Origin of the sequence: Geofilum rhodophaeum, from assembly GCF_002210225.1 — a bacterium.
Classification (GTDB): Bacteria; Bacteroidota; Bacteroidia; order Bacteroidales; family Marinilabiliaceae; genus Geofilum; species Geofilum rhodophaeum.
In genome coordinates, this window is record NZ_MWUJ01000014.1 from 53968 (window position 1) to 79688 (window position 25721).

General features: G+C 50.9%; 19 protein-coding genes and 1 tRNA gene. 11 read left to right on the forward strand and 9 right to left on the reverse strand.

Going from position 1 to position 25721, the window contains the following annotated elements:
- The first annotated feature begins 97 nt into the window (after window positions 1-97).
- From B4W65_RS12575 to B4W65_RS12585, 3 genes are all read left to right on the forward strand, one after another.
- Complete coding sequence (locus B4W65_RS12575) at window positions 98-2341, forward strand: nitric-oxide reductase large subunit (protein ID WP_088655515.1); 2244 nt, start codon at window positions 98-100, stop codon at window positions 2339-2341.
- A 109-nt stretch (window positions 2342-2450) separates the two neighbouring features.
- Complete coding sequence (locus B4W65_RS12580; protein ID WP_088655516.1) at window positions 2451-4151, forward strand: PepSY domain-containing protein; 1701 nt, start codon at window positions 2451-2453, stop codon at window positions 4149-4151.
- A 25-nt stretch (window positions 4152-4176) separates the two neighbouring features.
- Window positions 4177-6411 carry a helix-turn-helix domain-containing protein gene (locus tag B4W65_RS12585; RefSeq protein ID WP_205741275.1) on the forward strand — a complete coding sequence of 745 codons (2235 nt, stop codon included), beginning with the start codon at window positions 4177-4179 and terminating at the stop codon, window positions 6409-6411.
- A 56-nt stretch (window positions 6412-6467) separates the two neighbouring features.
- Here B4W65_RS12585 and B4W65_RS12590 read toward each other — a convergent pair whose 3' ends face one another.
- From B4W65_RS12590 to B4W65_RS12610, 5 genes are all read right to left on the reverse strand, one after another.
- Window positions 6468-8834: a glycoside hydrolase family 31 protein gene (locus B4W65_RS12590; protein ID WP_088655517.1), complete on the reverse strand. Its 2367-nt coding sequence runs from the start codon at window positions 8832-8834 to the stop codon at window positions 6468-6470.
- Window positions 8835-9078: 244 nt separating this feature from the next.
- On the reverse strand, window positions 9079-10095 hold the full coding sequence (locus B4W65_RS12595; protein WP_088655518.1) for a glycoside hydrolase family 43 protein: 1017 nt from the start codon (window positions 10093-10095) through the stop codon (window positions 9079-9081).
- 78 nt (window positions 10096-10173) lie between these two features.
- A complete protein-coding gene (locus tag B4W65_RS12600; protein WP_158522848.1) occupies window positions 10174-11034 on the reverse strand; it encodes a mechanosensitive ion channel family protein in 861 nt (286 codons plus the stop codon).
- 120 nt (window positions 11035-11154) lie between these two features.
- On the reverse strand, window positions 11155-13905 hold the full coding sequence (locus B4W65_RS12605) for a phosphoenolpyruvate carboxylase (protein ID WP_240509572.1): 2751 nt from the start codon (window positions 13903-13905) through the stop codon (window positions 11155-11157).
- Between the two features lie 513 nt (window positions 13906-14418).
- A complete protein-coding gene (locus B4W65_RS12610) occupies window positions 14419-15750 on the reverse strand; it encodes an acetylxylan esterase (RefSeq protein WP_205741276.1) in 1332 nt (443 codons plus the stop codon).
- Window positions 15751-15856: 106 nt separating this feature from the next.
- Here B4W65_RS12610 and B4W65_RS12615 point away from each other — a divergent pair, with 106 nt between their 5' ends.
- From B4W65_RS12615 to B4W65_RS12650, 8 genes are all read left to right on the forward strand, one after another.
- On the forward strand, window positions 15857-16177 hold the full coding sequence (locus B4W65_RS12615; RefSeq protein WP_088655521.1) for an ArsR/SmtB family transcription factor: 321 nt from the start codon (window positions 15857-15859) through the stop codon (window positions 16175-16177).
- Between the two features lie 77 nt (window positions 16178-16254).
- Window positions 16255-16503, forward strand: a complete 249-nt coding sequence (locus tag B4W65_RS12620) for a thioredoxin family protein (protein WP_088655522.1) — start codon at window positions 16255-16257, stop codon at window positions 16501-16503.
- A 112-nt stretch (window positions 16504-16615) separates the two neighbouring features.
- Window positions 16616-17053 (forward strand): nitrophenyl compound nitroreductase subunit ArsF family protein, encoded by a 438-nt coding sequence (locus B4W65_RS12625; protein ID WP_088655523.1) that lies wholly within the window; start codon window positions 16616-16618, stop codon window positions 17051-17053.
- A 22-nt stretch (window positions 17054-17075) separates the two neighbouring features.
- On the forward strand, window positions 17076-17774 hold the full coding sequence (locus tag B4W65_RS12630) for an aromatic aminobenezylarsenical efflux permease ArsG family transporter (protein WP_088655524.1): 699 nt from the start codon (window positions 17076-17078) through the stop codon (window positions 17772-17774).
- 88 nt (window positions 17775-17862) lie between these two features.
- On the forward strand, window positions 17863-19182 hold the full coding sequence (locus tag B4W65_RS12635) for a permease (protein WP_088655525.1): 1320 nt from the start codon (window positions 17863-17865) through the stop codon (window positions 19180-19182).
- Between the two features lie 110 nt (window positions 19183-19292).
- Window positions 19293-19718, forward strand: coding sequence for an arsenate reductase ArsC (locus B4W65_RS12640; protein WP_088655526.1), 426 nt, complete (start codon window positions 19293-19295; stop codon window positions 19716-19718).
- A 16-nt stretch (window positions 19719-19734) separates the two neighbouring features.
- A complete protein-coding gene (gene arsB, locus B4W65_RS12645) occupies window positions 19735-20766 on the forward strand; it encodes an ACR3 family arsenite efflux transporter (protein ID WP_088655527.1) in 1032 nt (343 codons plus the stop codon).
- A 377-nt stretch (window positions 20767-21143) separates the two neighbouring features.
- Window positions 21144-21665 carry a hypothetical protein gene (locus B4W65_RS12650; RefSeq protein ID WP_088655528.1) on the forward strand — a complete coding sequence of 174 codons (522 nt, stop codon included), beginning with the start codon at window positions 21144-21146 and terminating at the stop codon, window positions 21663-21665.
- A 183-nt stretch (window positions 21666-21848) separates the two neighbouring features.
- Here B4W65_RS12650 and B4W65_RS12655 read toward each other — a convergent pair.
- From B4W65_RS12655 to B4W65_RS12670, 4 genes are all read right to left on the reverse strand, one after another.
- A tRNA-Pro gene (locus B4W65_RS12655) sits at window positions 21849-21922 on the reverse strand.
- Window positions 21923-22084: 162 nt separating this feature from the next.
- Entirely contained in the window at window positions 22085-23485 is a 1401-nt protein-coding gene (locus B4W65_RS12660) for a dicarboxylate/amino acid:cation symporter (RefSeq protein ID WP_240509573.1), read from the reverse strand.
- A gap of 40 nt (window positions 23486-23525) precedes the next feature.
- Window positions 23526-24602: a chorismate synthase gene (gene aroC, locus B4W65_RS12665; RefSeq protein WP_088655530.1), complete on the reverse strand. Its 1077-nt coding sequence runs from the start codon at window positions 24600-24602 to the stop codon at window positions 23526-23528.
- A 378-nt stretch (window positions 24603-24980) separates the two neighbouring features.
- Window positions 24981-25505 (reverse strand): FKBP-type peptidyl-prolyl cis-trans isomerase, encoded by a 525-nt coding sequence (locus B4W65_RS12670; RefSeq protein WP_088655531.1) that lies wholly within the window; start codon window positions 25503-25505, stop codon window positions 24981-24983.
- Window positions 25506-25721 lie beyond the last annotated feature (216 nt).

Sequence of the window (25721 nt, forward strand, 5' to 3'; positions counted from 1 at the left end):
TGTGGACAATAGGGTCTTTTTATATTGTTTTAATATTAACTTTGCATCACACAAATTAAGGTTATACATAACCATCACAAACCAAAACTGAATACGTATGAAGACAAGAAAGCTGTGGTTGGGCTTCATAGCCGTAATGACCATCTCCTTTGCTGTACTCCTCTACTACGGCAGGGAAATTTACCGGGAGGCACCCCCCATTCCGGATAAAGTAGTCGCCAGCGACGGAGCTGTGCTGTTCTCCGCGCAGGACATAAAAGACGGACAGAATGTCTGGCAATCGACCGGCGGCCAGCAGTTGGGGTCCATTTGGGGACACGGAGCCTATCAGGCGCCGGACTGGACGGCCGACTGGTTGCACCGCGAGGCGGAATTTATGATTAACCGCCTGGCCAGAGAGGCTTACGGCAAGGACTATGGGGTCTTGGCGGAAGACGAAAAGGCTGCGGTTCAGGTACGTTTGCAACAGGATATGCGGACCAACACCTACGATCCGGAAACCGGTCTGCTTACCATCTCCGACTTACGTGCCGAAGCTTTTGCCCACAACAGTGCCCATTACGGGGGACTGTTTACCAACGATCCGGAACTGGCCCACCTGCGTGAGGCCTACGCCCTGCCTCAGGATGCCCTCAAGGATCCGGAGCGGGTACGCCTGATGAATGCCTTTTTCTTTTGGGCGTCATGGGCCTGTATTACCGAGCGACCGGGACAGGACATCAGCTATACCAACAACTGGCCGGCCGATGAACTGATTGGCAACAAGCCAACCGGAGCCATGATTTTGTGGACCGGCTTCAGCGTGATTATTCTGCTGGCCGGTATAGGCCTGATGGTTTGGTACTATGCCTCCAAACGCGAAGAGGAAGAACTTAAGGCTCCGGACAAGTCTCCGGTGGCCGATGCCAAACAAACGCCCTCTCAAAAGGCTACACTCAAATACTTTTGGGTGGTGACGCTGCTGATGTTGGTGCAAATTGTGATGGGCATAGTAACTGCGCACTACGGCGTAGAAGGGCACGCCTTTTACGGCATACCGCTGGCCGACTGGTTGCCCTATTCCATTTCGCGGACCTGGCACGTGCAACTGGCTATTTTCTGGATCGCAACCTCCTGGCTGGCCACCGGCTTGTACTACGCCCCCTTCATTTCGGGTTACGAACCCAGGTTTCAAAAGCTGGGCGTAGATGTCCTCTTTGGCGCTCTGCTGGTTATTGTAGTGGGCTCGCTGGCGGGACAGTGGTTTGGCGTAATGCAAAAACTGGGCCTGACCGCCAATTTTTGGTTCGGACACCAGGGCTACGAGTATGTGGATTTGGGTCGCTTTTGGCAGAGTTTCCTGCTGGCCGGTCTCTTTATCTGGCTCTTCTTGATGGCCCGTGCGGTTATTCCTGCCCTTAAAAAGCATCCGCAAAGCCGCAACCTGCTCATCCTGTTTTTAATTGCCTGTGTGGCCATTGCCTCTTTTTATGCGGCGGGACTGATGTGGGATCAGCAGACCAACCTGGCCATTGCCGAGTACTGGCGCTGGTGGGTGGTGCACCTGTGGGTAGAAGGCTTCTTTGAGGTTTTTGCCGTCACCATTATGGCCTTCCTTTTTGTACGTATGAACCTGATTCAGGTGAATACGGCCACCGTTGCGGTACTCTTTACCACCATCATCTTTTTAACCGGGGGTATTTTGGGCACCTTCCATCACCTCTACTTTACGGGAACGCCTACGGCGGTTATGGCGATAGGCGCCTCCTTCAGCGCGCTGGAAGTAGTGCCCCTGGTATTGGTGGGTTATGAGGCCTACGACAACCTGAAAATGTACCGCAGTGCCGAATGGGTGAAGGCTTACAAATGGCCCATCTACAGTTTTATAGCCGTGGCCTTCTGGAACCTGGTGGGTGCCGGCATCTTTGGCTTCCTCATTAATCCACCCATTGCCCTTTACTATATGCAGGGCCTCAACACCACCCCGGTTCACGGGCACACCGCCCTCTTTGGCGTGTACGGCATGTTGGGGATCGGACTCATGCTCTTTGTCTTGAGAGATATGAATCCGACGGTAGTCTGGAAGGACAAGTTTGTGAAGTGGGCCTTCTGGCTCATCAACATTGGTCTGATGGCCATGGTCCTCATCAGCGTTCTTCCCATTGGTCTGGCCCAAACCGTTGCCAGCGTTCAGGAAGGCTTGTGGTACGCCCGTTCTGCAGAGTTTCTGAATCAGGACTACATGATGACCCTCAAGTGGCTGCGCTCCATCGGCGATACGATGTTTGCCCTTGGGGTTCTGGCGCTGGCCTGGTTCATTTTTGGCCTAAAGGGTGGCTGGAGCATTGAAAAGAAACACTAGGCGAAACGCTTTGTGCATGCCGACTGGTCAACACGCAACTTTGTAGCGAAAGCCTTTTAAACGTGCTGTAAGCGACCACTGACAGCGCTAGAATTGAAGCTTCAATTTTATGCTGTACAACACAAATCCCGATAAAAGACTACAAAGTCTTTTATCGGGATTTTATTATCTTTGCACTCGCTTGTGGGACTTCGGCAAACGGGAAAACGGATGCGAATCGTGGAATGGGTTCGTTTTCGGATCCACAGAACAGCTGCAAGCAAATCAAATCACCATGAAAAAGAACTGGCTCCTTTACTATAAACTGCACCGCTGGCCGGGACTCATCCTGTCCTTTTTCCTTTTATACTTTGGCATTACCGGCATTTTTCTGAATCACCGGGAGACTTTCAGCGGGGTGGATGTGCGCAGGCAGGCACTGCCCAAAGCCTATCACTACGACAATTGGAACAATGCCGCAATAAAGGGGCAGTTGAACCTGGGTGGCGACAGTCTCCTGCTTTATGGCAGCATAGGCATCTGGCTGAGCGATACTGCCTTTTCACGCTACGAAGATTTTAACAGGGGACTGCCCCAGGGCTCGGATCCGCGAAGGGTTTTTGATATGCATCGCTGTGACCGGGGGCACCTATATGCCGCGACCCTCTTTGGTTTATATGCCTACGACCGTGAGCAGCAGAGGTGGCTGCCGTTTGACCTGGAGGTGGACATCAAGCGATTTGTGGGCATTGAAACGGTGGGCGATACGCTTTACGCCATTAACCGCTCCCACCTGTTTAGGGGACTGTCGGCGGGACCGGCAACGCAGTTCAGGAAAATGGAGCTGCAGGCAACGCCCGACTACCAACAAAGAGTCAGTCTGATGAAAACCATTTGGCAAATCCACTCGGGCGAAGTTTTTGGTCTGCCCGGCCAGCTGTTTGTGGACGCCCTGGGACTGGTCACCATCTTTCTCTCTCTCACAGGCATCGTTTGGTTTTTCTTCCCCGATTGGATCAAGCGACGCAGACGGGCCGGGAAACCGCGACGCAAACTCATCAAAATCAATACCTGGTCGCTGCGCTGGCACAATAAGATGGGCGCATGGACCTTTGTGCTGCTGGCAGTGCTGTATTTTACCGGAATATTTTTGCGTCCGCCCTTTCTCATAGCCATTGCCCGCTCGGAAGTACCGCCCCTGCCCTACACCCATCTCGATCAGCCCAATCCGTGGTACGACAAGTTGCGCGACCTGCTCTACGATGCGGAACGCGACCGCATGCTGGTCTCCACCCTCGACGGCATGTTTTGGCTCGACCGCCAAAGCAAGGCACTGCACAAGTACGAGAATCAGCCTCCGATAAGTGTAATGGGCATCAATGTCTTTGAGACCTACGAAGGCGGGGCCTACCTCATTGGCTCCTTCAGTGGTCTGTTTCTATGGCATCCCGCCCACCCTGAAATATGGAACTTTGCCCAGGGCAAGGTGCATGTGGACCAAAGCGGGGGGCGACCGGTGGGGGATTATAAGGTAACGGGGGCTTTGCGTGATGCAGCAGGCAATCGCTACATGGTGGATTACGACCAGGGGGTGCTTCCGCTGTGGCATGAAGCGCGTTTTCCGGCTATGCCGGAAAACATCCTCGAAAGCTCGGGGATATCGCTGTGGAATGTTTCGCTCGAAATCCACACCGGGCGCTTTTTCTCCTTTCTGTTGAGCGATTTTTACATTCTGATTGTCCCGCTTGCGGGACTGGCAGGAGTGATGGTGGTCATCAGCGGCTACATCCTCTACCGGCGAAAGTACCGGCGACGTTCTGCTAAAAAATAACTATTTTAGGCAAAAAATTGCCGAAGTGTATTGCTGCAACTTTAAGAAAACGCTGCTTTTCCTAAGCCTGGTTCTTGGGGTCTCGGGGAAGATGCTGGCCAACGACTTCCTTTTTACCCCTGTAAACACCTCCAATGGACTGAGCGACAACCACATTCGCTACATTATGGAGATGCCGGACGGGCGACTGGTTTTCACCACCCAAACGCACATCAATTTGTTTGACGGAGTGCACTTTAGCCACTATGCACGCAAACCGGAACATCGCTACCCACTCGAGGCGTACAGCGGGTTCACCCATCTGTATTTACAAGGCGACTCCCTGCTTTGGCTGAAAGACCACCATCAATTGAGCGCCTTTGATCTAAAAAAGGAACAATTTGTCAACGACCTCGAACAGTACTTTGTGCAACAGGGACTGACTGAGTCGGTAGACGATTTGTTTACCGATCAGCAGGACCGCCTGTGGCTGGTCAGCGGGGGTCAGTTACTGCAAGAAGACCTGCAGTTTAAGCTGGATCTGCCCCCCTCTCCTCAGCATTTGCAGGATTTGGCCAGCGACCATGAACACCTGTATTTATTCTTTAATACAGGTGAAGCAAGCTGTTACCAACTAAACGGTGGTCAGCGTCTCTACACACGTGCTGCCTACCCGGCTGCCGAAAGCAGTAATTTCGACAACACTTCCCTCATCATCCCTAAAGGTGAGGGCTTTTACCAACTGCGCAATGGCAGCAAAGGCGGCTTTTTCCATTTTGATGTCCCCTCACGAAAATGGACACGGATTATGGAGAAAGACTACACTTTAAACACCTTGATGATTACCGGGGACAATAAGGCCTACATCACTTGCGTTCAGGGATTTTGGATTATTGATTTAAACAGCCATGAACAACAACACCTGCCTGCTTTAAGGACGCAAAGAGGCAAGGTGCTGGCTACAGAAATCAGCACCATTTACCAAGACCATCAGGAAGCGCTGTGGCTGGGAACCTTCAGCCGGGGCTTGTTGTACCATCATCCCCACCGCTACCTTTTACTGAGCTTGGATAAAACCGACACCTCCTTATCATGGAAGCACCCGGGACCCACCACCTACTTTGGGGAAGACCGTAGCGGCAACATCTACCTGAACGACCGGGGCAAAAACTACCAACTGAACGTAGATACAAGCGGCAAGAGCCAACTCTTGCCGATAAGTCCGACCCAGGTACCCAAAGAATTGCAGAGGGAATACGGTTCGGACGCCGCTTTCAGCGCCTCCGACGGCAGCTTATACTTTGCCGACAAGGACGGCTATAGTGTTTATTTGTCCCATCCCGACCTGCCGACTCCTGCCCTCTCACACCCTCCCGTTTTTACCGCCTTTTACCTGCAGGGCGAAAAAATACTACCCAACAAGAGCTACCACAGCCGAGTGGTATTGCCCAGCCACCCCCCTTATGTCAATCACATCGAACTGAACCACAAACAGAACTTCATCATTCTTGAATTTTCGGCTTTAAATTATTTTGACCCCAAACGAACCCACTACCGCTACCAACTCGAAGGAATCGACGAAAACTGGGTTTATGCTACCCACAACCAACAAAGCAACGGCATACTGCAGGCCCACTACACCAACCTGCCCCCCAATGAATACCGTTTTAAAGTTGCCGCATCGGTAGCCCCTGATCGTTGGGACGAAAAAAATACCACAAGTATTCAGCTCGTGATCCATGCCCCTTGGTGGAAAACTCCATGGGCCTACCTGATTTACACGCTCCTTATCCTTTTAATCACTTATGCTGCGCTGCACCTTTATATTTATCAGACCAAAAAACGGCTGGAACGAAAAAACAAAGAGGACCTTTTGCTGGAGCGCATCCGCAGTCTTATTGAGGCCACCGCCACAGAAGACAACACCAAACCCGACCAAAACCAACCCGAATCGCCCTTTATTGCACAGGCGGTACAGCTCGTGGAACAAAACCTGCACCTACCCGGCTATTCGGTAGAACAATTGAGTCGCGATTTGTGCATGGACCGCACCGGCCTGTACCGAAAACTGGTCACCCTTCTGGACCAGTCGCCCAGCCTTTTCATTCGCAACATTCGCCTGCAGCGAGCGGCCCAACTTCTGCTCCAAGGCCAGCTGAGTATTGCAGAAGTGGCAGAACAAACGGGCTTCAGCAGCTCCAGTTATCTGAGCAAGTGCTTTCAGGAGAGGTATGGCTGTCGCCCCTCCGAATACGCCAAAACAAAAGAAAATGCCCGATAAGAGAAACCGCAGTTTCCCCATCGGGCATAAACATTATGGACTCAAACAGGGCTTATTTATAACTTCACAACCACTTTCTTGCCCTTGTAATCCACAGTTTTGCTTGATCCGTCAGAAAGGGTAATCGTAAATTTTCGCTCGCTAAGCATGCCTTCGAAAGTCCCTCTTCTGGCGCCAATGGTTAGCTTTTTTGCCCCATCGTTCCAGCTGATCGGAATCTCTGAAAAGGCCCCCTCCTCATAATTGTAGTTGTCCCCTTCGTCTTCATACAGCACAAAGCTGCCGTCGTCGCCGGCAAAAACCTTCAGCTCCAAATGGTCCCAAGGCTTTTCAGCCGCATACTGCACATCGGGTCCCAGTGGCAAAATGGCTCCGGCTTTTACATACAAAGGAATAAGGTCGATCGGCGCCTCCCGGCTTATGGTCTGTCCACCCTCCATACGCTCACCGGTCCAAAAGTCATACCATCCGGCGGCCTCCGGCAGATACAACTGGCGTGACTTCACCATGCTGAAGTCGGCTTTGCCATCAACGGTATACATTCCTTCGGTAACAGGACACACCAGAATTGATTTTCCAAACATAAATTGATCGTTGATGTCCAAAGCCTTGGTGTCGTGAGCAAAATCCATAACCAGAGCGCGAGTCATGGTCGATTGTCTGGCCGACACCTCCCACGAAGTAGAATAGATGTAGGGCAGCAAACTGTAGCGGAGACGAATGGCTTTTTCGAGGGCATCGTAAATCGGCTCGCCCTTTTCGCCGAACTGATAGATTTCACGCGGAAAACCTTCTCCGTGCGAACGCATCATAGGAGTAAAAGCCCCAAACTGCATCCAACGAACCTGAAGTTCGCGATAATCGGGATTGTTTAAGGGATCCCTGAACTCCCACAGAAAGAAACCACCAATATCGGTATTCCAGTGCGGAATGCCCGTCAACGAAAAGTTCAATCCCGCAGAGATTTGCTTCTTATAGTTCTCCCACGAAGCCACCACATCGCCGGTCCACGTATTGGCCCCATAGCGCTGCTGACCGGCAAAAGCCGAACGCGTTAATATAAACACCCGCTTATCCGAATCCAGCTCCCGCTGATTTTTATACACTCCGCCCACCGTCATCAAGGGGTAGGCATTGCGTACTTTTCTGAACGACCCCATATACGTAGGATTGTCGTAGTCTTCGGGTTGAATTTCGAGGTGATCAGGCTCTGTAGAGTCCATCCACCAGCCATCAATCCCCAACGACCACAGGCCTTCCTTTAAATGTTTCCAATAGATGTCGCGTGCCTCCGGATTATAAGCATCGTACACCCTTACACCGGAGGGATAATCCATATTGGGCGGCCATTTTTGTATGCCCGACTGGGGCCAGGTGGTGAAATCCATCAAAGCATCGATTTTCTCTAACTCGCGGTACTGCTTGGTATGGGGACCAAAAGAAGACCAGATGGAAATAATCATGTGGGCATTGAGATTGTGTGCATCGTCCACCATTTTCTGAGGGTTGGGAAACTCCGGATTCAGAAACTCCATGGCATTCCACAGGTAATTACTGCCCCAATACTGCCAATCCTGAATAATGCCGTCGAGGGGCACTTGCAAATCCCTGTACTTTTTCACCACCCCCAACAACTCATGCTGACTCTTATAGCGCTCCCGACTTTGCCAGAAACCGTAGGTCCACAAAGGAAACATTGGCACCTGTCCGGTTAGTTCACGCATGCAAGCCACCACTCCATCGGCATTTCCTCCATACATAAAATAATAGTCGATGCCGTCGCCGACCTCCGACTCAAAAGAAGTAGCTGCTTCACTATCGGCAAAAGTAGTGGGCGAATAATTGTCCCAAAACAAGCCATAGCCCTTATGCGATTGAATAAAAGGAACCACATCCTCCACATTACCCTGAATCAGGTATTTGGTCTGATGACGCTGCGACATTTTTCCATCCTGCATCAGGCCCAGCCCATAAATGGCCTCCTCTTTATCCAGCACAAAACTTTGCTTTACCCGGAAAGTTTCTTCTTCCACATCTTTAAAGGGCACAAATCCGGCCCCACCAGCCTGCTCTTGCAAAAGCGGCTGTCCCTTTGCATCGGCAAAGGACAGCTGGCCGGTTTCTAAATCGAGCTGCACCTGCATCTGCTTGCTTTTAACGCGAAGCACTTGCTTTACTTGGTCCACCACCAGGTTTAAGTTTTGGGGACTTGCAATAACCGACAAGCTCTCCTTGGTAAAAGTCCGATTGGCCGGCGATTTAATTATTCGTACAACTTTGGGCGAATAATACGCAATTTCGACCTTTACATCATCAACAACAGCTTTAATCCCATGTGTTGTTTGTTCAAAGTTTTGCCCCTTTACGGCAAAAACTACCGCGAGCAGCAGCAACAACACGCTTGCCCTTAAATTCATTTTCATAGTCGTCCATTAATAAGGTTAAACACTTAGGATAAAAGTAAAAAGAGTTGTTTTTGGTGAACAACAGTGTGGTTGAAACCTACAACAAATTTGTTGAATTCCTGCCAAACCTGTGGTCAGTAGGTCTGTAGACCTTGAATATTCTGTGTTTTAAACTTGTCTTATGAATACAATAAAAAAGGATGACTCGTTCTTTTGAGCCATCCTTTTAACAAATATCGTTTAGGTCAAGCCTAATGCATACTTAGTCGTTCACATCGTGACGAAAATCCGGAAAGCCGTCTTCGCTCCAGTGCAGCACCCGGGCACGGGTGTGCCGGTTGGGATCGTGTAAAGGTTCTCCTTGTATCTCTTTGTATTCACGGGCATGATAAATCATGATGTCGGTCTTGCCGTCCTCTGCAACGGTAAAGCTGTTGTGGCCTGGGCCAAAACGCTTGAACTCATCGTGGGTGGCAAATACCGGCTCGGAAGCTTTGTTCCAGGAGGCTGTATCCAGCAAATCGGCATTTTCATCGATCCACAGCAGGCCCAAACAATAATTGTGATCGGTGGCACTGGCCGAATAGGTGACAAAAATCTTTCCGTTGCGCTTGAGCACAGCAGGGCCTTCGTTGACTTGGTGGCCAATTTTTTCCCACTCGTACTCGGGTTCGGTAATCACCACTTGGGGACCTTCCAGGGTAACGGCATCTTTCATTTTTGATAGGATGAGTCCGGTATTGTAGGGTTTGGCCCGCTCCGCCCAAATCAAATAACGCTGCCCATTGTGCTCAAAGGTGGTGGCATCGAGGGCAAAATCGTCCCGCTCGGTCATTATTTGTCCCTCCTCTACCCATTCGCCTTCCATGGGGTTGGCGGAGGTGTTCGACAGTACGTGCATCCTGATTTTCCAACGTTCTTCAGCGGTGCCGGCTGCAAAATAGATGTGCCACTTTCCGTCGAAGCGATGCAATTCGGGAGCCCAGATGTGATTGCCCATGGGTCCTTCATTGTGTTTGCGCCAAATTACTTTGGCCTCGGCTTCTTTTAGTCCGTTAATGCTTGCTGCACTGCGGAGCTCAATACGGTCGTACTCGGGTGCTGTGGCAATAAGGTAGTAGGTGCCGTCCTCGGCTTTGTACACCCAGGGATCGGCTCGCTGAAACACCAGGGGGTTCTCAAAGGTGATTGCTTTGGTCTGGGCCTCGCTGCAACTCTGAGTGAATACGCCAAAAACCAGCGCAAAAGCCATCAAAGTCAGGTACTTTTTAATTTTCATATTCAATAGATTTAGTTTGTTATGATAAAAGCGGTATGTATCCTCAGCCAAAGATAGCATTCGTGGGGTAAAGGCGTGCTATTTTGTGAAAAAAAGCAGGTCGGAGAAACGAGCAGAGACCAACTCAATCAGGGATGATCTCACTTGAGCGCGCAGTTCAAAATCAACAACAAATTCTACCACCAGGAGTAATTTCTCCTGCTGCACATCACTGAATATCCTGGTGTACTCGTGTTGCACAGACAAATCAGCCAGGGATTCGCGCAAACCCTGTACCCGTGAAGCAAAGTCAGCTGGCAGGGCCGACAAAGGAAATCGCATACGATCGTATACCGATTTTTTGCCTATTACCTGAATGCTTTTTTCGAGAAAGAAACGGTTGGGCACCCGGGTGTAATCTTCCGGAGTGTTCTCCGTTTTGTCGAGGTGCACATAAAAGGTCCCGATATGCAACACCTTTCCCTCCTCTTCGCCTATGCGTATGTAGTCGCCTATGCGGAAGGGCTTTTTTCGGAGTACAATCATCCAGCCAAAAAAGGAGAGCAGGACTTCGCGAATGGCGAAGGCCAGACCGGTAGCCAGCAAACCCACAAAAAGGGTAAGATTGCCCAAGGATACGCCGGAGTGGTGCAAAAGCACAAGCGCCCCAACGGTGTAAACCGTCCAACTGTATATTTTGGTGTAAAAAATCCTTTCCTCAGGCCCCTCAAACCAGTTGAAAACCCTGCTGATGGTCAAACGCAACAACAAACTGGTGCCCAACCAAATGGCGAGCACAAGGGAAACATTGTTGATGATTTTTCGAACCAGATCGGGCAGCTCCACCATTTTGCGCAGCTCCATAAACAAGAGTCCCTGCAACACCAACAAAAGCACCAGTCCCAGCACTACCGAAAGACTAAGGAAGCGCACCCTGCGCTTTTTAAAACGCTTACTCATAACCATTGAATTTTGAGAAATACCCAAATCCTCATCGTAAAATCAAGCCATTAATACAACACCACTCATTTTCTGAAATCCTGCTGTTCTTTTGACAGAGCGCTTCTGGGAGTACCGGTATCAGCCGGTACTCTTAACGCCGCCCGAAATGGCTGTGGTAATGACCAGCAGCTTTTGCAGCAAAGCGTCTGCCTTCTGAGGATCTTCGTCCTTCAATTTACGCCACTCGCGCAACTTGTTAACTTGCAGGTGGTGCAGGGTAAACAGGGGCCGCTTGCGTCGGTCGATGTTGGCCAGGAGACTCACCCTTCGGCTTTCGGTCTGATCGCCCAAGAGGGAGGCTATGTGCTGCAGACTCTCGCGGTGCTCCTCCAAAATGCGCTCCATAAAGGTATTGCGCACCTTATCGTCGCTTACCAACGAAGCATACTCCTGCATCAAACGCGTATCGGCATTCAGAAGGTTGGTCTCTATATGAATGAGGGTGTAGCGCAAAAAGGGCCACGACTGGGCATAGTTGCGTAAGGCTTCATACTCCTGGGGATGATCTTTTTGCAGGGTGTTGAGGGCGTGCCCTACGCCATACCAGGCGGTGAGGTTGAAGCGCGACTGGTTCCAGCTGAATACCCAGGGAATGGCCCGTAAATCGTTGAGGGTCCGCTTGCCGGTTCGTCGCGACGGTCTGGAACCAATTTTGCTTTGCTCGAGCACGTCGATGGGGGTACATTCGCTGTAAAAACGAATGAAATCGGGGTGCTGTATCAATTCCTGGTAATGTTTCAGCGAAAGTTGATTGAGTAAATCCAGTGCATCCACCGGATACTGACGCGGCTCCACCGGATATTTGTAAAAGCCGGTCTGCAAGGAGGCCCCGGCCAGCAACATTTCGAGGTTGTAGGTGGCATTTACCAGGTTGGCAAATTGCTGGGCTATGGTTTCGCCCTGAACGGTCAGTTTAATTTCGCCGGAAAATGAACCCAGGGGCATGCTGTCCAAAAAGCGGTGGTACTTACCGCCTCCGCGACTGATGGTTCCGCCTATTCCGTGGAAAAAGCGCAACTTAATGCCGTGGCGATTGGCGACTTCGGTGAGGGCGCGCTCTGCCTTATAAATGTTCCAGCGACTGGCTACAATGCCACCATCCTTGTTGCTGTCGCTGTAACCCAACATTACTTCCTGTACGGTGCCGTTGTCTTGTTTCACCAGATGCACCGAGGGGTGCGACAGGTAACGCTCCATGATTTCAGGTGAAGCATGCAAGTCGTCGATGGTCTCAAACAAGGGCACAATCTGCAATCCTGCGTCTTGGAGACCAACCTCGCGCAAAAACAGCTGAACCACCAACAAATCGCTTACCCCACGGGTCATGCTCACAATCAGGGCGCCCAGGCCCTCGGTGCCGTATTTTTTAATGTGATCACGCAATTCGAGATAGCAAGCCAGCACCTGGTCGGCTTCGGGACCAACCGAAACGCCAGAAATTACAAAGGGGCGGCGACTTTCCAGTTCCTGACTCAGAAAAGCAATGCGCTTTTCTTCGTCCCACTTCGAAAAATCGGTATCTCCGGCCGAAGCAAAAGCGAGCATCTGCTCTATGGCTTTATCGTGAAAGTCACTGTTTTGGCGGATGTCCAGCTTGGCCAAATGAAAGCCAAAGGCCTTCACCTGGCGCTCTACGGGAAACAGGAAACCATCCACAATACGATCGGCGCCTATTTTTAAAAGGGTTTTTCGCAAAAACAACAGATCGGCTGCCAACTCCTCAGAGTTGGCGTACAGCGAACCCTTGCCCCGCTCTCTTTCCTTCCGGGTATTGCTTAATTTTACCAGACATAAATTGAGGTACTGCCGCCAGGGCTCGTGCAAGTTGCGCTCCAGGGCCTTTTTCCCCTGCTTTCCCAACTGAGCGGCCATTTGCTGAATGCGCTTCATCAGCTCGGCCGGCACATCGTTGCGCCCTTCCGAAAAGCTCATCTGCGTAACCAGATTGGTCAGTTGACCCTCCAGTAAGTCCAGGGCCCCCATGCGCAACTCCATCAGGGTTTGCCGCGTTACATCTGCCGTAACATAAGGGTGCCCGTCCCGGTCGCCCCCTACCCAGCTCCCGAAAGTCACCTTCGGGTAGTTATTGGGATCACGCAAAACCTGGCGATCAAAGCCATGCGCCCGCCAGGCAAAACGCAGGCGCTCGTCGCTCAACTTCAGTGCCTCAGGAAACACCTTCTTAAAATAGTGCATCACACTGCTGCGCTCCGAAGCCACATCGGGCTTCTCCAGATAAACCTCTCCCGTGCGCCACCAACGCTCCAGCAAAGCACGTATCTGCTCATTGATCACTTTTCGTTCGGTCTCCGACCAAACAGCATTCTCCTTTTTTACCAACAAAAGATAGAGCTCGCGGTGCAATTCCAAAATCGTAATCCGCTTAGCCTCAGTGGGATGTGCAGTTAGCACGGGATTGATATGAATATCAGGCAAGATGCTTGCAATCTGCTCCTGGGTAAGTCCCCGCTTCTCCCACTTTTTAAAAGTCTCGGCCCAGGAACCGCGAATTTTAGCGGCGCCCAAACGGTTCTCCACTTTTCGGCGAAACTGCACGGCAGCATTCTCCTCCACCAAATTCATCAGCTGAAACAGCACACTTAAGGCCTGCACCAGCTTATCCTCCGAAATCTTGCTCTTAGATATTACTTCCTCATCGTCGTTGATGGCCGACAAAACCCTGGCCACGGAGTCCTCCTTCAAGTCCTTCAGCATCTCTCTGAAATACTGACTCAAAGACCCCAGATCCTTTCCAATTTTCTGTAAGCCCTCCGACTCCACTTGCTGCTTCAACGCAGCCATATCCTGCAGGTCATTACCCTTTTTCATAAAATAAGCATTAGGTTCAATTCTCAAACAAGCCAACCCCTCCGCCGGTTCAAACACTCCACAAAGATACAAGATTTTCTTTCTGCCCGCAGCGCCGCGTGGACTTCAGTCCACTTACAAAAACAGGCGCATAGCGCCTGACAACTTCTTCCCAATCATAACCCAGGACTTCAGTCCTGGGGCCAGCGCCGGCCCCTCCCAGCCCGGCCAAACCCGTGGATATCCCCCACCCAAAAAGGCGGCTATGCCGCCGCGTGGACTTCAGTCCACTTACAAAAACAGGCGCAAAACGCCTGACAACTTCTTCCCAATCATAACCCAGGGTTTCAACCCTGGGCTTATTATGCAGAAGTGGGCCCCAAAAAAAGGCCCCACTTCTACATAATAAGAAAGGGACCCGCTACCGAAGCAACGTGATCCCTTTCTAACCTTAACCCTAACCCGATACAAACATACAACATCTGCTGTTACCCACCAAACGTTTTAAATGTTTTTCATACTTAATAAGAGACCTTAACGCAATTGACCCCGCAGCCAATCAAGGATGCGTTGCCTGGTGACCGTCGAAATCCAGTGCTCATTGACCGGCGTAATCAAGGCTTCTTTTGGGGCAGTCAGCACATTATAAGTGATGTAGCTGGTGGTGGGGGGACAAACATCATCGTTGTAGCCCCAGGTCATAAAGACGGGCACTTCTATAAAGCGGGCAAAATTCACCACATCGTAATAAGCCATCGTTTCCAACTTTTCTGGCGTATCCATCCCCTCAAAACGGGTAAAAAAGTGTGGATACCCGCCGGCTCTCCCCGCCTTATAACCGGCCATATCGGCCAAAGCAGGATGGTTGGCCGCGCAAGCAGTAATTCGCTTATCCAGCGCCGTCAGCACCAAGGCCAGGGCGCCACCCTGACTGCCTCCCTGTGCCAGCAGGTTTTTTCCGTCCCAGTTGGGTAAGGTGGTTAGGAAATCGACCGCACCCATCAAACCCAGATACACCTTTTTCATATAGTAATTATCGCGGTCGTCGAGCCCATTCACCAGATAGCTGTTGCCTCCCCGTGCAAAGGCGCGACTCACCTCCTCATAGGCGGCTCGGTCCATATCGGGACGAATGCCGTGAATCTCCATATCGAACCGAATGAAGCCCTGTTCGGCATAGAAAATATCCTTGAGGGGATCCATCGGTTTTACGCCGGCGCCCGGTGGTGCTATCACCACCGGGTACTTCCCTTCCGCCTTGGGCATCGTCAAATAGCCATACATAAATTGTCCCTTTTCAAACACCTGCAGTTTCACCAAATAACAATCCACCAGCTCGTTCGAGTAAGCAGGTACGTATTCTTTTTCAACTTTGGGGGGACAGGCAGCAGCTTTTTCCTTGGCGGCATCCCAAAAAGCAGTGAAATCATCGGGCAGTTGTGTATAGGGCTGTAACAAATGCGGATCAAAACCCACCTTCACATGGTGACGAAAGCGTTCTCCATCGAGTTCAACCCACAGGCGACAATCCAAAAAGCCCGGCTCATCAAGGGTTCCCAACTCCAACACAGCCCTGCCCTCTTTCAACTCCAGCACCCCCTTTTCACGCGCCGGAAACAACTCGGGTCCCACCTCATAATGCACCTTTGCGCCCTCCTTCAGCATCCCATAGTAATAAAGCGCAACATCCACACGCGCCACTTCTCCACAGGCATACCGCCAATCGTTGTGATCGGGGGTGGTTACCCAAAGCACATCACTGCGGTGCGGATAGTTTTGAGCGACACTCGTCCCGCTCACCAAAATCAAAAGGACCAGCATCCTTACAAATAATCTTTTCGAAAATGATACGTCCTGCTTTCTCATAACCATATAATAAAACCCATTTGTTTCAGTATGTACAACCAAAACTATAAAAAAGCCATTTGAAAAAAATACTTACTTTTGACAACAACCAGAATACAACACTAAAATGACCAAAAACACCAACAAAAACGCCTTTAACCCCATTCCCAGTCCCCAACAAAACCAAACGGCCCGCTATGCCAAGGCCCTGAGTCACCCCATTCGACTCTACATCCTCTCCCTCCTATCTAGCCAGAGCTGTTGCTACAGTGGCGATTTGTCGCAGGACCTGCCCATAGCCAAGTCCACCCTGTCGCAGCACCTTAAAGAACTCAAGGAGAGCGGACTCATTCAGGGAGAAACCGAAGCACCCCGCATCAAATACTGCATCAACAAAAAAAACTGGGAAGAAGCCAAAAATCTTTTCAAAGATTTTTGGAGCCTCTAAAAAATTTTTACTTTTGTTCGTAGTTTTACGAACAGCGAACAGTGAGCGGACAAACAGACACATTTAATAATACAATTATGGACATTAAAGTATTGGGCCCCGGCTGCCCCAAGTGCAAAACCTTAGAAAAGATAACCCGCGATGCGGTAGAAGAACTGAACCTGGATGCCCAGATCAGCAAGGTCGAAGACATTATGGAAATCATGCAGTACAATGTGATGAAAACGCCTGCCCTGGTGGTCAACGGAGAAGTTGTGCACAAGGGTGGACTCCCAGGCTATGAAGCACTGAAGGACCTGCTGCGTAAAGCTCAGGCCCAGGCCTGAGCAGACCGATAGGACCGAAGGCCCAACCAACAAAGAAGCAGCTCATCTGTAGGTACAGGCCTTTTCATACAAAACCATCTGCTGCACAAATCTGCCACAATAATCTAAAACCATGAAAAAGAAAATCACCCTCCTTTCCGGCTTCCTGTTTATGGCCCTTATAGCCATCACCGCCCAGTGTTGCAACACGGCAGCACCCAAAGCCAATGAAGCCAGCGAAGCGGGCATGCAAGTCGCTGCCAACGAAGAAAGCGCCATTGAAGTGTACTACTTTCATGCCACCCGACGCTGCGCCACCTGCAACGCTGTTGAGGAGGTCACCAAGGCAGCCCTCGCAGAAAAATACGGCGATACAATCAGGTTCTTTTCCATCAATCGTGAAGAAGAAAAAGACCATCCTTTGATCAAACAGCACCAAATCAACGGTCAAACCCTATTGATTATTAAGAACGATAAGGTAGAAAACCTGACCAACTATGCCTTTATGAATGCCCGCACGCATCCCGACCGACTGAAGGACAAGCTTATCGAGACCATCGCAGCGCTTTAAGCACCGCTCAAAAGCCACTAGCATGGAGTTTTTACAGAATCTGCTGGAGCAGACCGAACTGCCCATTTTAACAGCGTTTTTACTGGGACTGATGACCGCCATCAGTCCCTGCCCTATGGCCACCAACATCACGGCCATCGGCTTTATCGGTAAGGACATGAAAAGCAGCAAACAGGTGTTTGTAAACGGACTCCTTTACACGCTCGGGCGCAGCATTTCCTATACCGCCATTGGTCTGCTCTTCTTTTTTAGTGCCAGTCGCTTCGAATTTGCCGGCTTCATTCAGGAGTGGGGCGAAAAGGTCATTGGCCCCATTCTTATTGTCATCGGACTGTTTATGCTGGGCGTAATCAAGCTCAACATTCCGGGACTCGACGGGCTCAATAAAAACATGGAAGAGCGGGCCCAAAAGGGTTTTTGGGGCGTTTTGTTGCTGGGCATTGTTTTTGCCTTAGCCTTTTGCCCCTACAGCGGGGTCCTTTACTTCGGCATGCTTATTCCCATGACCGTGAGCAGCGTAAGTGGCCTATATCTGCCCATTGTGTTCGCTCTGGGCACCGGCATCCCGGTCATTGTATTTGCCTGGCTCATTGCCTTCTCCGTTTCATCCATCGGCAACACCTACAATAAAATCCGAAGCTTCGAAAAGTGGTTCCGGCGCATAGTAGCCATCCTCTTCATTGGGGTGGGCCTCTATTACACCATCCTTTTACTGCTCTGACAAACAAATTGTACTATAAAAACTAAATAGCGCTATAAAATCCAAAACAGCGCCATTCGTAAAAAGTAAGCAAACAACAACACCTACAATGGAAATCAAAAATGAATTCAAAATATTGGCTTGGATCATCGCCATTTTCCTCTTTGCCTTTTTTCTGCCCCTGGACAGTGCCCGTTTTCAGGAAGCGGTAACGGCTACCCTCGACTTGAGTAAATGGTATGCCCGCGAGCATGTGATCCTTTGCCTGCTGCCCGCCTTCTTCATAGCCGGCGTCATCGCCGTCTTTGTCAGCCAGGGCGCCGTTATGAAATATTTTGGCGCCAAAGCCAAAAAATGGCTCGCCTATACCGTCGCTGCCGTATCGGGCACCATCCTGGCCGTATGCAGCTGCACCATTCTGCCCCTGTTCTCCAGCATTCACAAACGCGGAGCCGGTCTGGGACCCGCCATCGCCTTTTTGTACAGCGGACCCGCCATCAACATCCTGGCCATCATCCTTACCGCCCGCATCTTAGGTATAGAGATGGGCATTGCCCGCGTCGTTGGTGCCGTCGTATTTTCCATCGTCATTGGCTCCGTGATGTCGCTCATTTACCGCAAAGAAGAACGTGCCAAACGCGAAGCCCAATTGAACTTTCCGGATGTGCCCGAGGAGAGGCCAATATGGCAGACCGCCTTCCACTTTTTTACCCTCGTCCTTATTTTGGTATTCGCCAATTGGGGCCAACCCGGCGAAGGAGTTACCAGTGGAGGTTTTTATTGGCTGTGGGCCAATAAATGGACCATCACCAGCTTCTTTGCCCTGCTGCTCGTATTCTCCCTTATTTACATTCTGAAACTCAAGTGGCAGCATGTGTTGCTGGGCGTTGCGGCTACCGCCGCTGCGGCCTTCCTCAGCACCTCTCCCCTGGTGCCCATGGTAGTAGGTATTGCCGCCCTCAGTATGGTAACGCTGGTCGACAAGCAGAACCCTGAGAACCGCGAATGGACCCTGTCGGCCTGGGACTTCACCAAGCAAATCATGCCCCTGTTGGCCATTGGGGTTGTCGCGGCAGGCTTTCTCTTAGGCTCTACCCACGACGACACCGCCCTGGCCGGCATCATTCCCAACGAATGGGTGGCCAGTCTGGTCGGCGGCAATTCGTGGACATCTAACCTCTTTGCCTCCGTTTTAGGGGCCTTTATGTACTTCGCCACCCTCACCGAAGTGCCCATCTTGCAAGGACTGCTGGCTGCCGGAATGGGCAAGGGTCCCGCCTTGGCCCTCCTGCTGGCCGGTCCCTCCCTCTCCCTGCCCAACATGCTGGTCATTAGAGGCGTAATCGGCACCCAAAAAACCCTGGTATATGTTGGCCTGGTAGTAGTTATGGCCACGCTTTCGGGTTTACTGTTCGGAACGTTCTATTAAAGAAATGCTTGGGATAAAAGCAGTCGCTCCTTTTTTGAGCTACTGTTTCAGAACCAGATTCAATGCAAATAAAACAATTAGAACACAAATAAATTTCAAAACCTCAGTTTATGAAAATTCTTATTCTTTGCACCGGAAACAGCTGTCGCAGCCAAATGGCCCACGGCTTTATGCAGTCTTTCAACAAAAACCTGACCGTTGCCTCAGCCGGCACCGAAGCCAGCGGCAAACTCAACGCCAAAGCCGTTAAGGCCATGGCAGAAATCGGAATCGACATCAGCGGGCATACCTCCGATTCGGTTTCCAAATACCTCAATGACGAGTGGGATTACGTAATCACCGTATGTGGAGGCGCCAACGAGGCCTGTCCCACCTTTTTGGGCAAAGTCAAAACCCGCCTGCACATGGGCTTCGACGACCCTTCTCACGCCACCGGTACCGAAGCATTCATCTGGAGCGAATTCATCCGCGTGCGCGACGAGATCAATGCCACCTTCTACAAATTCTACAAAGAAGAAATTGAACCCCAGCTTTAACCAAAAACAGCATAAGATGACAACAGAAAAACGACAAATCGGATTCTTCGAGAAATACCTCACCATTTGGGTCGCCCTCGGCATCCTCGGCGGCATAGCCATCGGTCACCTGGCCGGCGATTCCATGGCCTTTATCAGTAATCTGGAAATTGCCAGGGTAAACATACCGGTAGCCGTACTCATCTGGCTCATGATTTACCCCATGATGCTCCAGATTGATTTTTCAAGTATCAAGAAGATTGGGAAACGTCCCAAAGGTGTTGTCCTCACCCTCGTGGTCAACTGGCTCATCAAACCCTTCACCATGGCCTTCTTCGCCTGGCTCTTCTTTTCCAAACTCTACCAGGCATGGATCACCCCCGAGATGGCCGGTGAGTACATCGCCGGCGCCATAATTCTCGGTGCCGCCCCCTGTACCGCTATGGTTTTTGTGTGGTCCTACCTTACCAACGGCGACCCCAACTACACCCTGGTGCAGGTCTCCATCAACGACCTCATCATTCTGGTTGCCTTTGTGCCCATTGTTGGCCTGCTGCTCGGTATCACCAACGTCACCATTCCTTACGACACCCTCATTGCCAGTGTGCTCATATTTGTTGTAGTACCTCTTGTCGCAGGCGTGCTCACCCAAAAATTACTGGTAAAAAGTCGCGGAGAAGCTTGGTTCAAAAATCAGTTCCTGCCCAAATTAAAACCTGTAAGCATCGTAGCGCTGCTGGCCACTCTGGTGCTTCTTTTCGCCTTTCAGGGAACCAACATCATCAGCAATCCCTTCATCATTTTGCTGACCGCCATCCCGCTGATCATCCAGACCTATTTCATCTTTTTCCTTACCTGGTTTGCCGGTAAAAAACTCAAATTGCCCCATCCGGTATGCTCCCCCGCTGCTATGATAGGCGCCAGTAACTTTTTTGAGCTCGCTGTGGCCGTAGCCATCGCCCTCTTCGGCCTCCAATCCCCCGCCGCCCTCGTCACCGTAGTCGGCGTCCTTGTCGAAGTCCCCATTATGCTCTCCCTCGTTGCCCTCGCCAACAAGTGGAAGTACTAAGGACCTCCCATCCGTTCACACAGCCTGGGGGCACGGGTGCCCACAGGCCGTGGACTTCAGTCCTGGGACCAGCATGGGGGCCCTCCAGCCTGGCCAAAGGCGGCACAGCCGCCGCGTGGACTTCAGTCCACTTTCCAGAACAAGCGCAAAGCGCTTGACCTATTTCTCCCAATCATAACCCAGGGTTTCAACCCTGGGAGGCCCTGTGCGTCGGAGGACTTCAGTCCTGGGAGGCCCTATGCATCGCAGAAACTCAGTCCTGGCCCTGTGTGTCGCAGAGACTCAGTCCTGGACCCTGCTCCTGCCCACCCCTGGCACCTGCCCCCCTCCCCAACCTCCAAAAATCTCCTTAACTTTAGCCCTCAAAGCCATCACCTATGTCCAGAACCGAACTCCAGCATCTGCTCCTCCATGCCTCCAAGAAGGACACCACAGCCTATATGCAAGCCCATCCTCACCATTTCCAAGACGCCTTGGAAATGGCTTTAAGCGATCGTCAGCCCCTGGCCTGGCGAGCCGCTTCCCTGGTGAAAGATTGCATGAAACCCAACGACCCAAGGGTCAGTCAGCATCTGAATCGCATCGTCAAGCTCCTCCCAACCAAGAGTGACTCTCAGCTGCGCGAACTCTTGCTCATCCTACAAAAAATGCGTATTACTGAAGAGCTCGAGGGCCCACTCTTCGACCTTTGCCTACAGGCATGGCAAGCCGTCGACAAGCGACCTTCCATCCGCTACACCGCCCTTAAAACCATCCTTACACTGGTAAGGAAATACCCCGAACTCAGCAGCGAAATCAGCTTCCTTACCGAAGACCATTACCTCGAGACCCTGTCGCCCGCCATCCGACGCGGCGTCCAAAAATCAGTTGCCCAACTGGACCGTCCCCCAAACACCTGACCACCCCCTCCATCACCAAGGCGGCACAGCCGCCGCGTGGACTTCAGTCCACTTACAAAAACAGGCGCAAAGCGCCTGACCTATTTCTCCCAATCATAACCCAGGACTTCAGTCCTGGGCCTTTTATGGGGCCTAAGCCCCATAAAAAAAGCCCCCAGTAATACTGAGAGCTTCTTGAAAATGTCGGGGTGACTGGATTCGAACCAGCGACCCCTACGTCCCGAACGTAGTGCGCTACCGGACTGCGCTACACCCCGATTTTCAATGCTGCAAATTTATAAAAATATATCAACCATCAAACAAAAAACGTCGATTATATCTCACCTGAAGAGCGGCCACCTTGCCCCCTCTTCAACTCGATCAGATTAGAGGTCTGTATATTACAAGGACGGGAATGCAACTAAAAAAAAACGATCAGACTAACGCTTATCGATTTTATCCAAACCTGTTGATTTTCCAATGATTACACTTATCGCTGCATCGCCCGTTACATTAACCATGGTACGTACCATATCCAAAATCCGATCTACCGGCAGAATAATAGCCACCCAGGCAGGATTCAGTCCCACCGAACTCAACACCACCATCAGCATAACTATGCCTGCACCCGGAATCGCAGCCGACCCAATGCTGGCCAAGGTTGTAGTAAGCACCACCGTCAACTGTTGACCCAAGGTCAGTTCCACCCAATGCATCTGGGCAAGAAAAACCACGGCTATGGCCTGATAGAGACTGGTACCATCCATATTTAAGGTGGCCCCAATGGGCAATACGAAACTCGACACCTTGGGATCTACCTTCAAATTCTCCTCCACACACTCAATGGTTACAGGCAAAGTCGCAGCACTGCTGCTGGTCGAAAAAGCCAACATTTGCGCTGGACTGATTCCCCGTAAAAAGTCCATAAACGAAAAACGTTTGATGAACACACTCATAAATGCCGGATACAAAACAAAGGCAATAAACAGCAAGCCAGCCAGAACAGCCACCGAATACCAGGTCAGGCCAACAAAAAGCTCAAGCACTCTGGCAGGATTGTCTCCGGCCATTTCCCCCACCATGCCGGCCATCAGCGCAAAGACAAAGAAAGGCGCACCCTTCATCACCAAATCCACCATCTTAATAAAAGCCTCTGAAACAGCATCCATAAAACCAGTCAGGTAAACAGCTTTCTCTTTAGGCAGAAACAACACGGCAATGCCAAATAAGATGGCGAAAAAGATGACCTGCAACATATTGCGGTTATCGCTCAGCGACAAAAAGATGTTTTCCGGAACCATGTCTTCCAAAAAGGTAAGCGGTCCGCTTTCCCCTGCTTTTTGTGCAACGGCCAAACGATCGCGCACCTGACCAATGTTCTCGTAGCCGGTGCGACTGGCTACCTCTGCCAGTGTTTTTTCGTAGGCCTCATTCTGCATCAGCCAACGGCCATCGTGCGGCACCATACCCTCTTGCTGCAGCCACAACTCGTAGCTCAAACGATTTTCCAGTCGCGAAGTCTCATCAAAGCGCTTTCCGGGCTGCACTGTATTCACAATCAACAAGCCCAGACCAATAGCCATAAAAGTAGTCAACACATACAAACCTATGGTTCGCAAACCCAAACGCCCCAGGTTACGCGGATGCCCCAGCTGTACAATACCGCCAATTATGGAGAAAAAAACCAACGGAACGGCAATCAGCTTAAGCAAATTCAGAAAAATACGACCAAAGGGAGCAATCCATTGGGCAGTAAAGTCGGACCACCCCAGCCAGCCCCCAAGCAAGGCCCAAACAATGCCGGCCAGTAAGCCAACAATAATTTGAACATACAAAGGCACTTGTTTTAATCTGAAACCAAAAACCATCCGCTGCAATTCGTTAACGATAAGTCTTGTTCATTAAAAACGCATCGGCCAAAACCATGGCCGCCATCGCCTCCACAATGGGAACGGCACGCGGGACCACACAAGGATCGTGACGTCCTTTGGCCTTCATAACAATCTCCTGGCCCGACTTATCTACAGTGTTTTGATCTTTAAGAATAGTCGCTACCGGCTTAAAGGCCACCTTAAAATAAACATCCTCGCCATTGCTGATGCCGCCCTGTATCCCGCCGGAGCGATTGGTACGCGAACGCACCTTATCCCCTTCCATATAAAACTCGTCGTTGTGCTCCGAGCCCAACATCTCCACGGCTGAAAAACCCGATCCGTATTCAAAGCCTTTCACGGCATTGATGCTCAGCATGGCCTGGGCAAGACGGGCATGCAGTTTATCAAAAACCGGATCGCCCAAACCCACCGGCATACCGGAAAGCACACAGGAAACCACGCCTCCTACCGAGTCGTGGTCGCGTCGGATCCCATCAATGTAGGTAATCATTTCTTCGGCCAATTGAGGGTCGGGACAACGAACAATATTCTTTTCCGCCTCTGTCAGGTCCAGCTCCCGGTAATCTTTGGTCATGCGCAACTTGCCCACTTGCGACACGTAGCCGTTCACCTGAACACCCTCCTCGCGCAACATCAGCTTAGCCACAGCACCTGCCACCACACGCGCAATGGTCTCCCTTGCCGAAGATCGGCCGCCTCCACGGTGGTCGCGAATACCGTATTTCGATTCATAGGTATAATCGGCATGCGAAGGCCTGAAAACATCTTTCAAATTGTTGTAATCGCCCGATCGCTGGTCCTTGTTCCAAATTACAAAAGCCAACGGCGTACCGGTGGCTTTCCCATCCATTACTCCGGAGATAAATTCTACCCCATCCTGCTCATCGCGCGGCGTAGTAATGGCCGACTGCCCCGGACGTCTGCGATTCAATTCCTGCTGAATAAAATCCATATCCAACACCAGACCCGGTTTAACGCCTTCAATAATACCGCCAACACCGCGGCCGTGCGACTCCCCAAACGAAGTCAGTTTATAAAGTGTACCAAATGAATTCCCAGCCATATTTGTTATTCTTATTAAGATTTGGAAAGAATACAAAAATACACCATCCGTTCCACACTACAAAAGTCCGCCAACAAAAACAGGCGCTCCCGCGCCTGACCATCCTTCCTCCCAATCATAAGGCGGCTATGCCGCCGCGTGGACTTCAGTCCACTTTCAAAAACAGGCGCAAAGCGCCTGACCACTTACTCCCAATCATAACCCAGGGTTTCAACCCTGGGAGGCCCTGTGCGTCGGAGGACTTCAGTCCTGGGACTGGGACCTGCACCCTATACCCTGCACCAGCGCCTCTCACCCTGCTGCCTGGCCACCCATGACGCCCGACCTGTAGGCCCCCCGGGGACGCTGTCGCCCCCGGGACCCACAAAATCTTATACACTAGCAGCTGCAGCCTGAACCGCAACTTCCACCTTCGCAACCGTGACCGGCAGCCTCCATCAGTTCCTCTTCGGTAGCCTCACGAACCGCCAAAACAGAACCGGAGAAATGCAAATCATCACCAGCCAAAGGATGGTTAAAGTCCATTTTCACCTGCTCATCAGATACTTCCAAAACGATACCATTCAAGCGATTGCCCTGAGCGTCCTGCATAGGAATAGCATTACCCACAGTCAACATCTCCTCATCGATGGCACCATTCACCTCAAAAATATTTTTAGGCAATTCCACTACTGCGTCGGGATTCACCTGACCGTATGCTTCATCAGCCTTCAACTCAAAACTAAACGCCTCACCAGCCTTCATGCCTTCAAGTTTGTTCTCAAACATCTGAATCATACGACCGGCACCAAACAAAAACTCCAGTGGGCTATCTTTTGTAGTCTCTTCAACCATCTCACCTTCAGCGCCATTCAAACGCAGTTGATAAGTCAATGATACAAATTTGTTTCTTCCAATTTCCATGGTATCTCCTTTAAAAAATTACTTAGCGTCCACAAACCCAAGAGCATCCATCCCGACTCACAAAAGCCCAATTTCAAATCCCGTTTGTCGACAAAATTAAAGTTGCAAAGAAACAGATAATTTGACGCTTATCAAAAAGTCGCGCGCAAAAAAGTACACTTCCATCCGATTACCCAAGCCCACCAACGAAAACAGACGCTCCCGCGCCTGACCACT

Bases quoted from the DNA above. Each gene is read 5' to 3' on its own strand.
- B4W65_RS12620 (WP_088655522.1), top strand. From the start codon at position 16,255: ATGGACATTAAAGTATTGGGCCCCGGCTGCCCCAAGTGCAAAACCTTA.
- B4W65_RS12630 (WP_088655524.1), top strand. From the start codon at position 17,076: ATGGAGTTTTTACAGAATCTGCTGGAGCAGACCGAACTGCCCATTTTA.
- B4W65_RS12625 (WP_088655523.1), top strand. From the start codon at position 16,616: ATGAAAAAGAAAATCACCCTCCTTTCCGGCTTCCTGTTTATGGCCCTT.
- arsB (WP_088655527.1), top strand. From the start codon at position 19,735: ATGACAACAGAAAAACGACAAATCGGATTCTTCGAGAAATACCTCACC.
- B4W65_RS12650 (WP_088655528.1), top strand. From the start codon at position 21,144: ATGTCCAGAACCGAACTCCAGCATCTGCTCCTCCATGCCTCCAAGAAG.
- B4W65_RS12615 (WP_088655521.1), top strand. From the start codon at position 15,857: ATGACCAAAAACACCAACAAAAACGCCTTTAACCCCATTCCCAGTCCC.
- B4W65_RS12635 (WP_088655525.1), top strand. From the start codon at position 17,863: ATGGAAATCAAAAATGAATTCAAAATATTGGCTTGGATCATCGCCATT.
- B4W65_RS12580 (WP_088655516.1), top strand. From the start codon at position 2,451: ATGCTGTACAACACAAATCCCGATAAAAGACTACAAAGTCTTTTATCG.
- B4W65_RS12670 (WP_088655531.1), bottom strand. From the start codon at position 25,505: ATGGAAATTGGAAGAAACAAATTTGTATCATTGACTTATCAACTGCGT.
- B4W65_RS12595 (WP_088655518.1), bottom strand. From the start codon at position 10,095: ATGAAAATTAAAAAGTACCTGACTTTGATGGCTTTTGCGCTGGTTTTT.
- B4W65_RS12600 (WP_158522848.1), bottom strand. From the start codon at position 11,034: ATGAGTAAGCGTTTTAAAAAGCGCAGGGTGCGCTTCCTTAGTCTTTCG.
- B4W65_RS12575 (WP_088655515.1), top strand. From the start codon at position 98: ATGAAGACAAGAAAGCTGTGGTTGGGCTTCATAGCCGTAATGACCATC.
- B4W65_RS12590 (WP_088655517.1), bottom strand. From the start codon at position 8,834: ATGAAAATGAATTTAAGGGCAAGCGTGTTGTTGCTGCTGCTCGCGGTA.
- B4W65_RS12640 (WP_088655526.1), top strand. From the start codon at position 19,293: ATGAAAATTCTTATTCTTTGCACCGGAAACAGCTGTCGCAGCCAAATG.
- B4W65_RS12605 (WP_240509572.1), bottom strand. From the start codon at position 13,905: ATGAAAAAGGGTAATGACCTGCAGGATATGGCTGCGTTGAAGCAGCAA.
- B4W65_RS12610 (WP_205741276.1), bottom strand. From the start codon at position 15,750: ATGAGAAAGCAGGACGTATCATTTTCGAAAAGATTATTTGTAAGGATG.
- aroC (WP_088655530.1), bottom strand. From the start codon at position 24,602: ATGGCTGGGAATTCATTTGGTACACTTTATAAACTGACTTCGTTTGGG.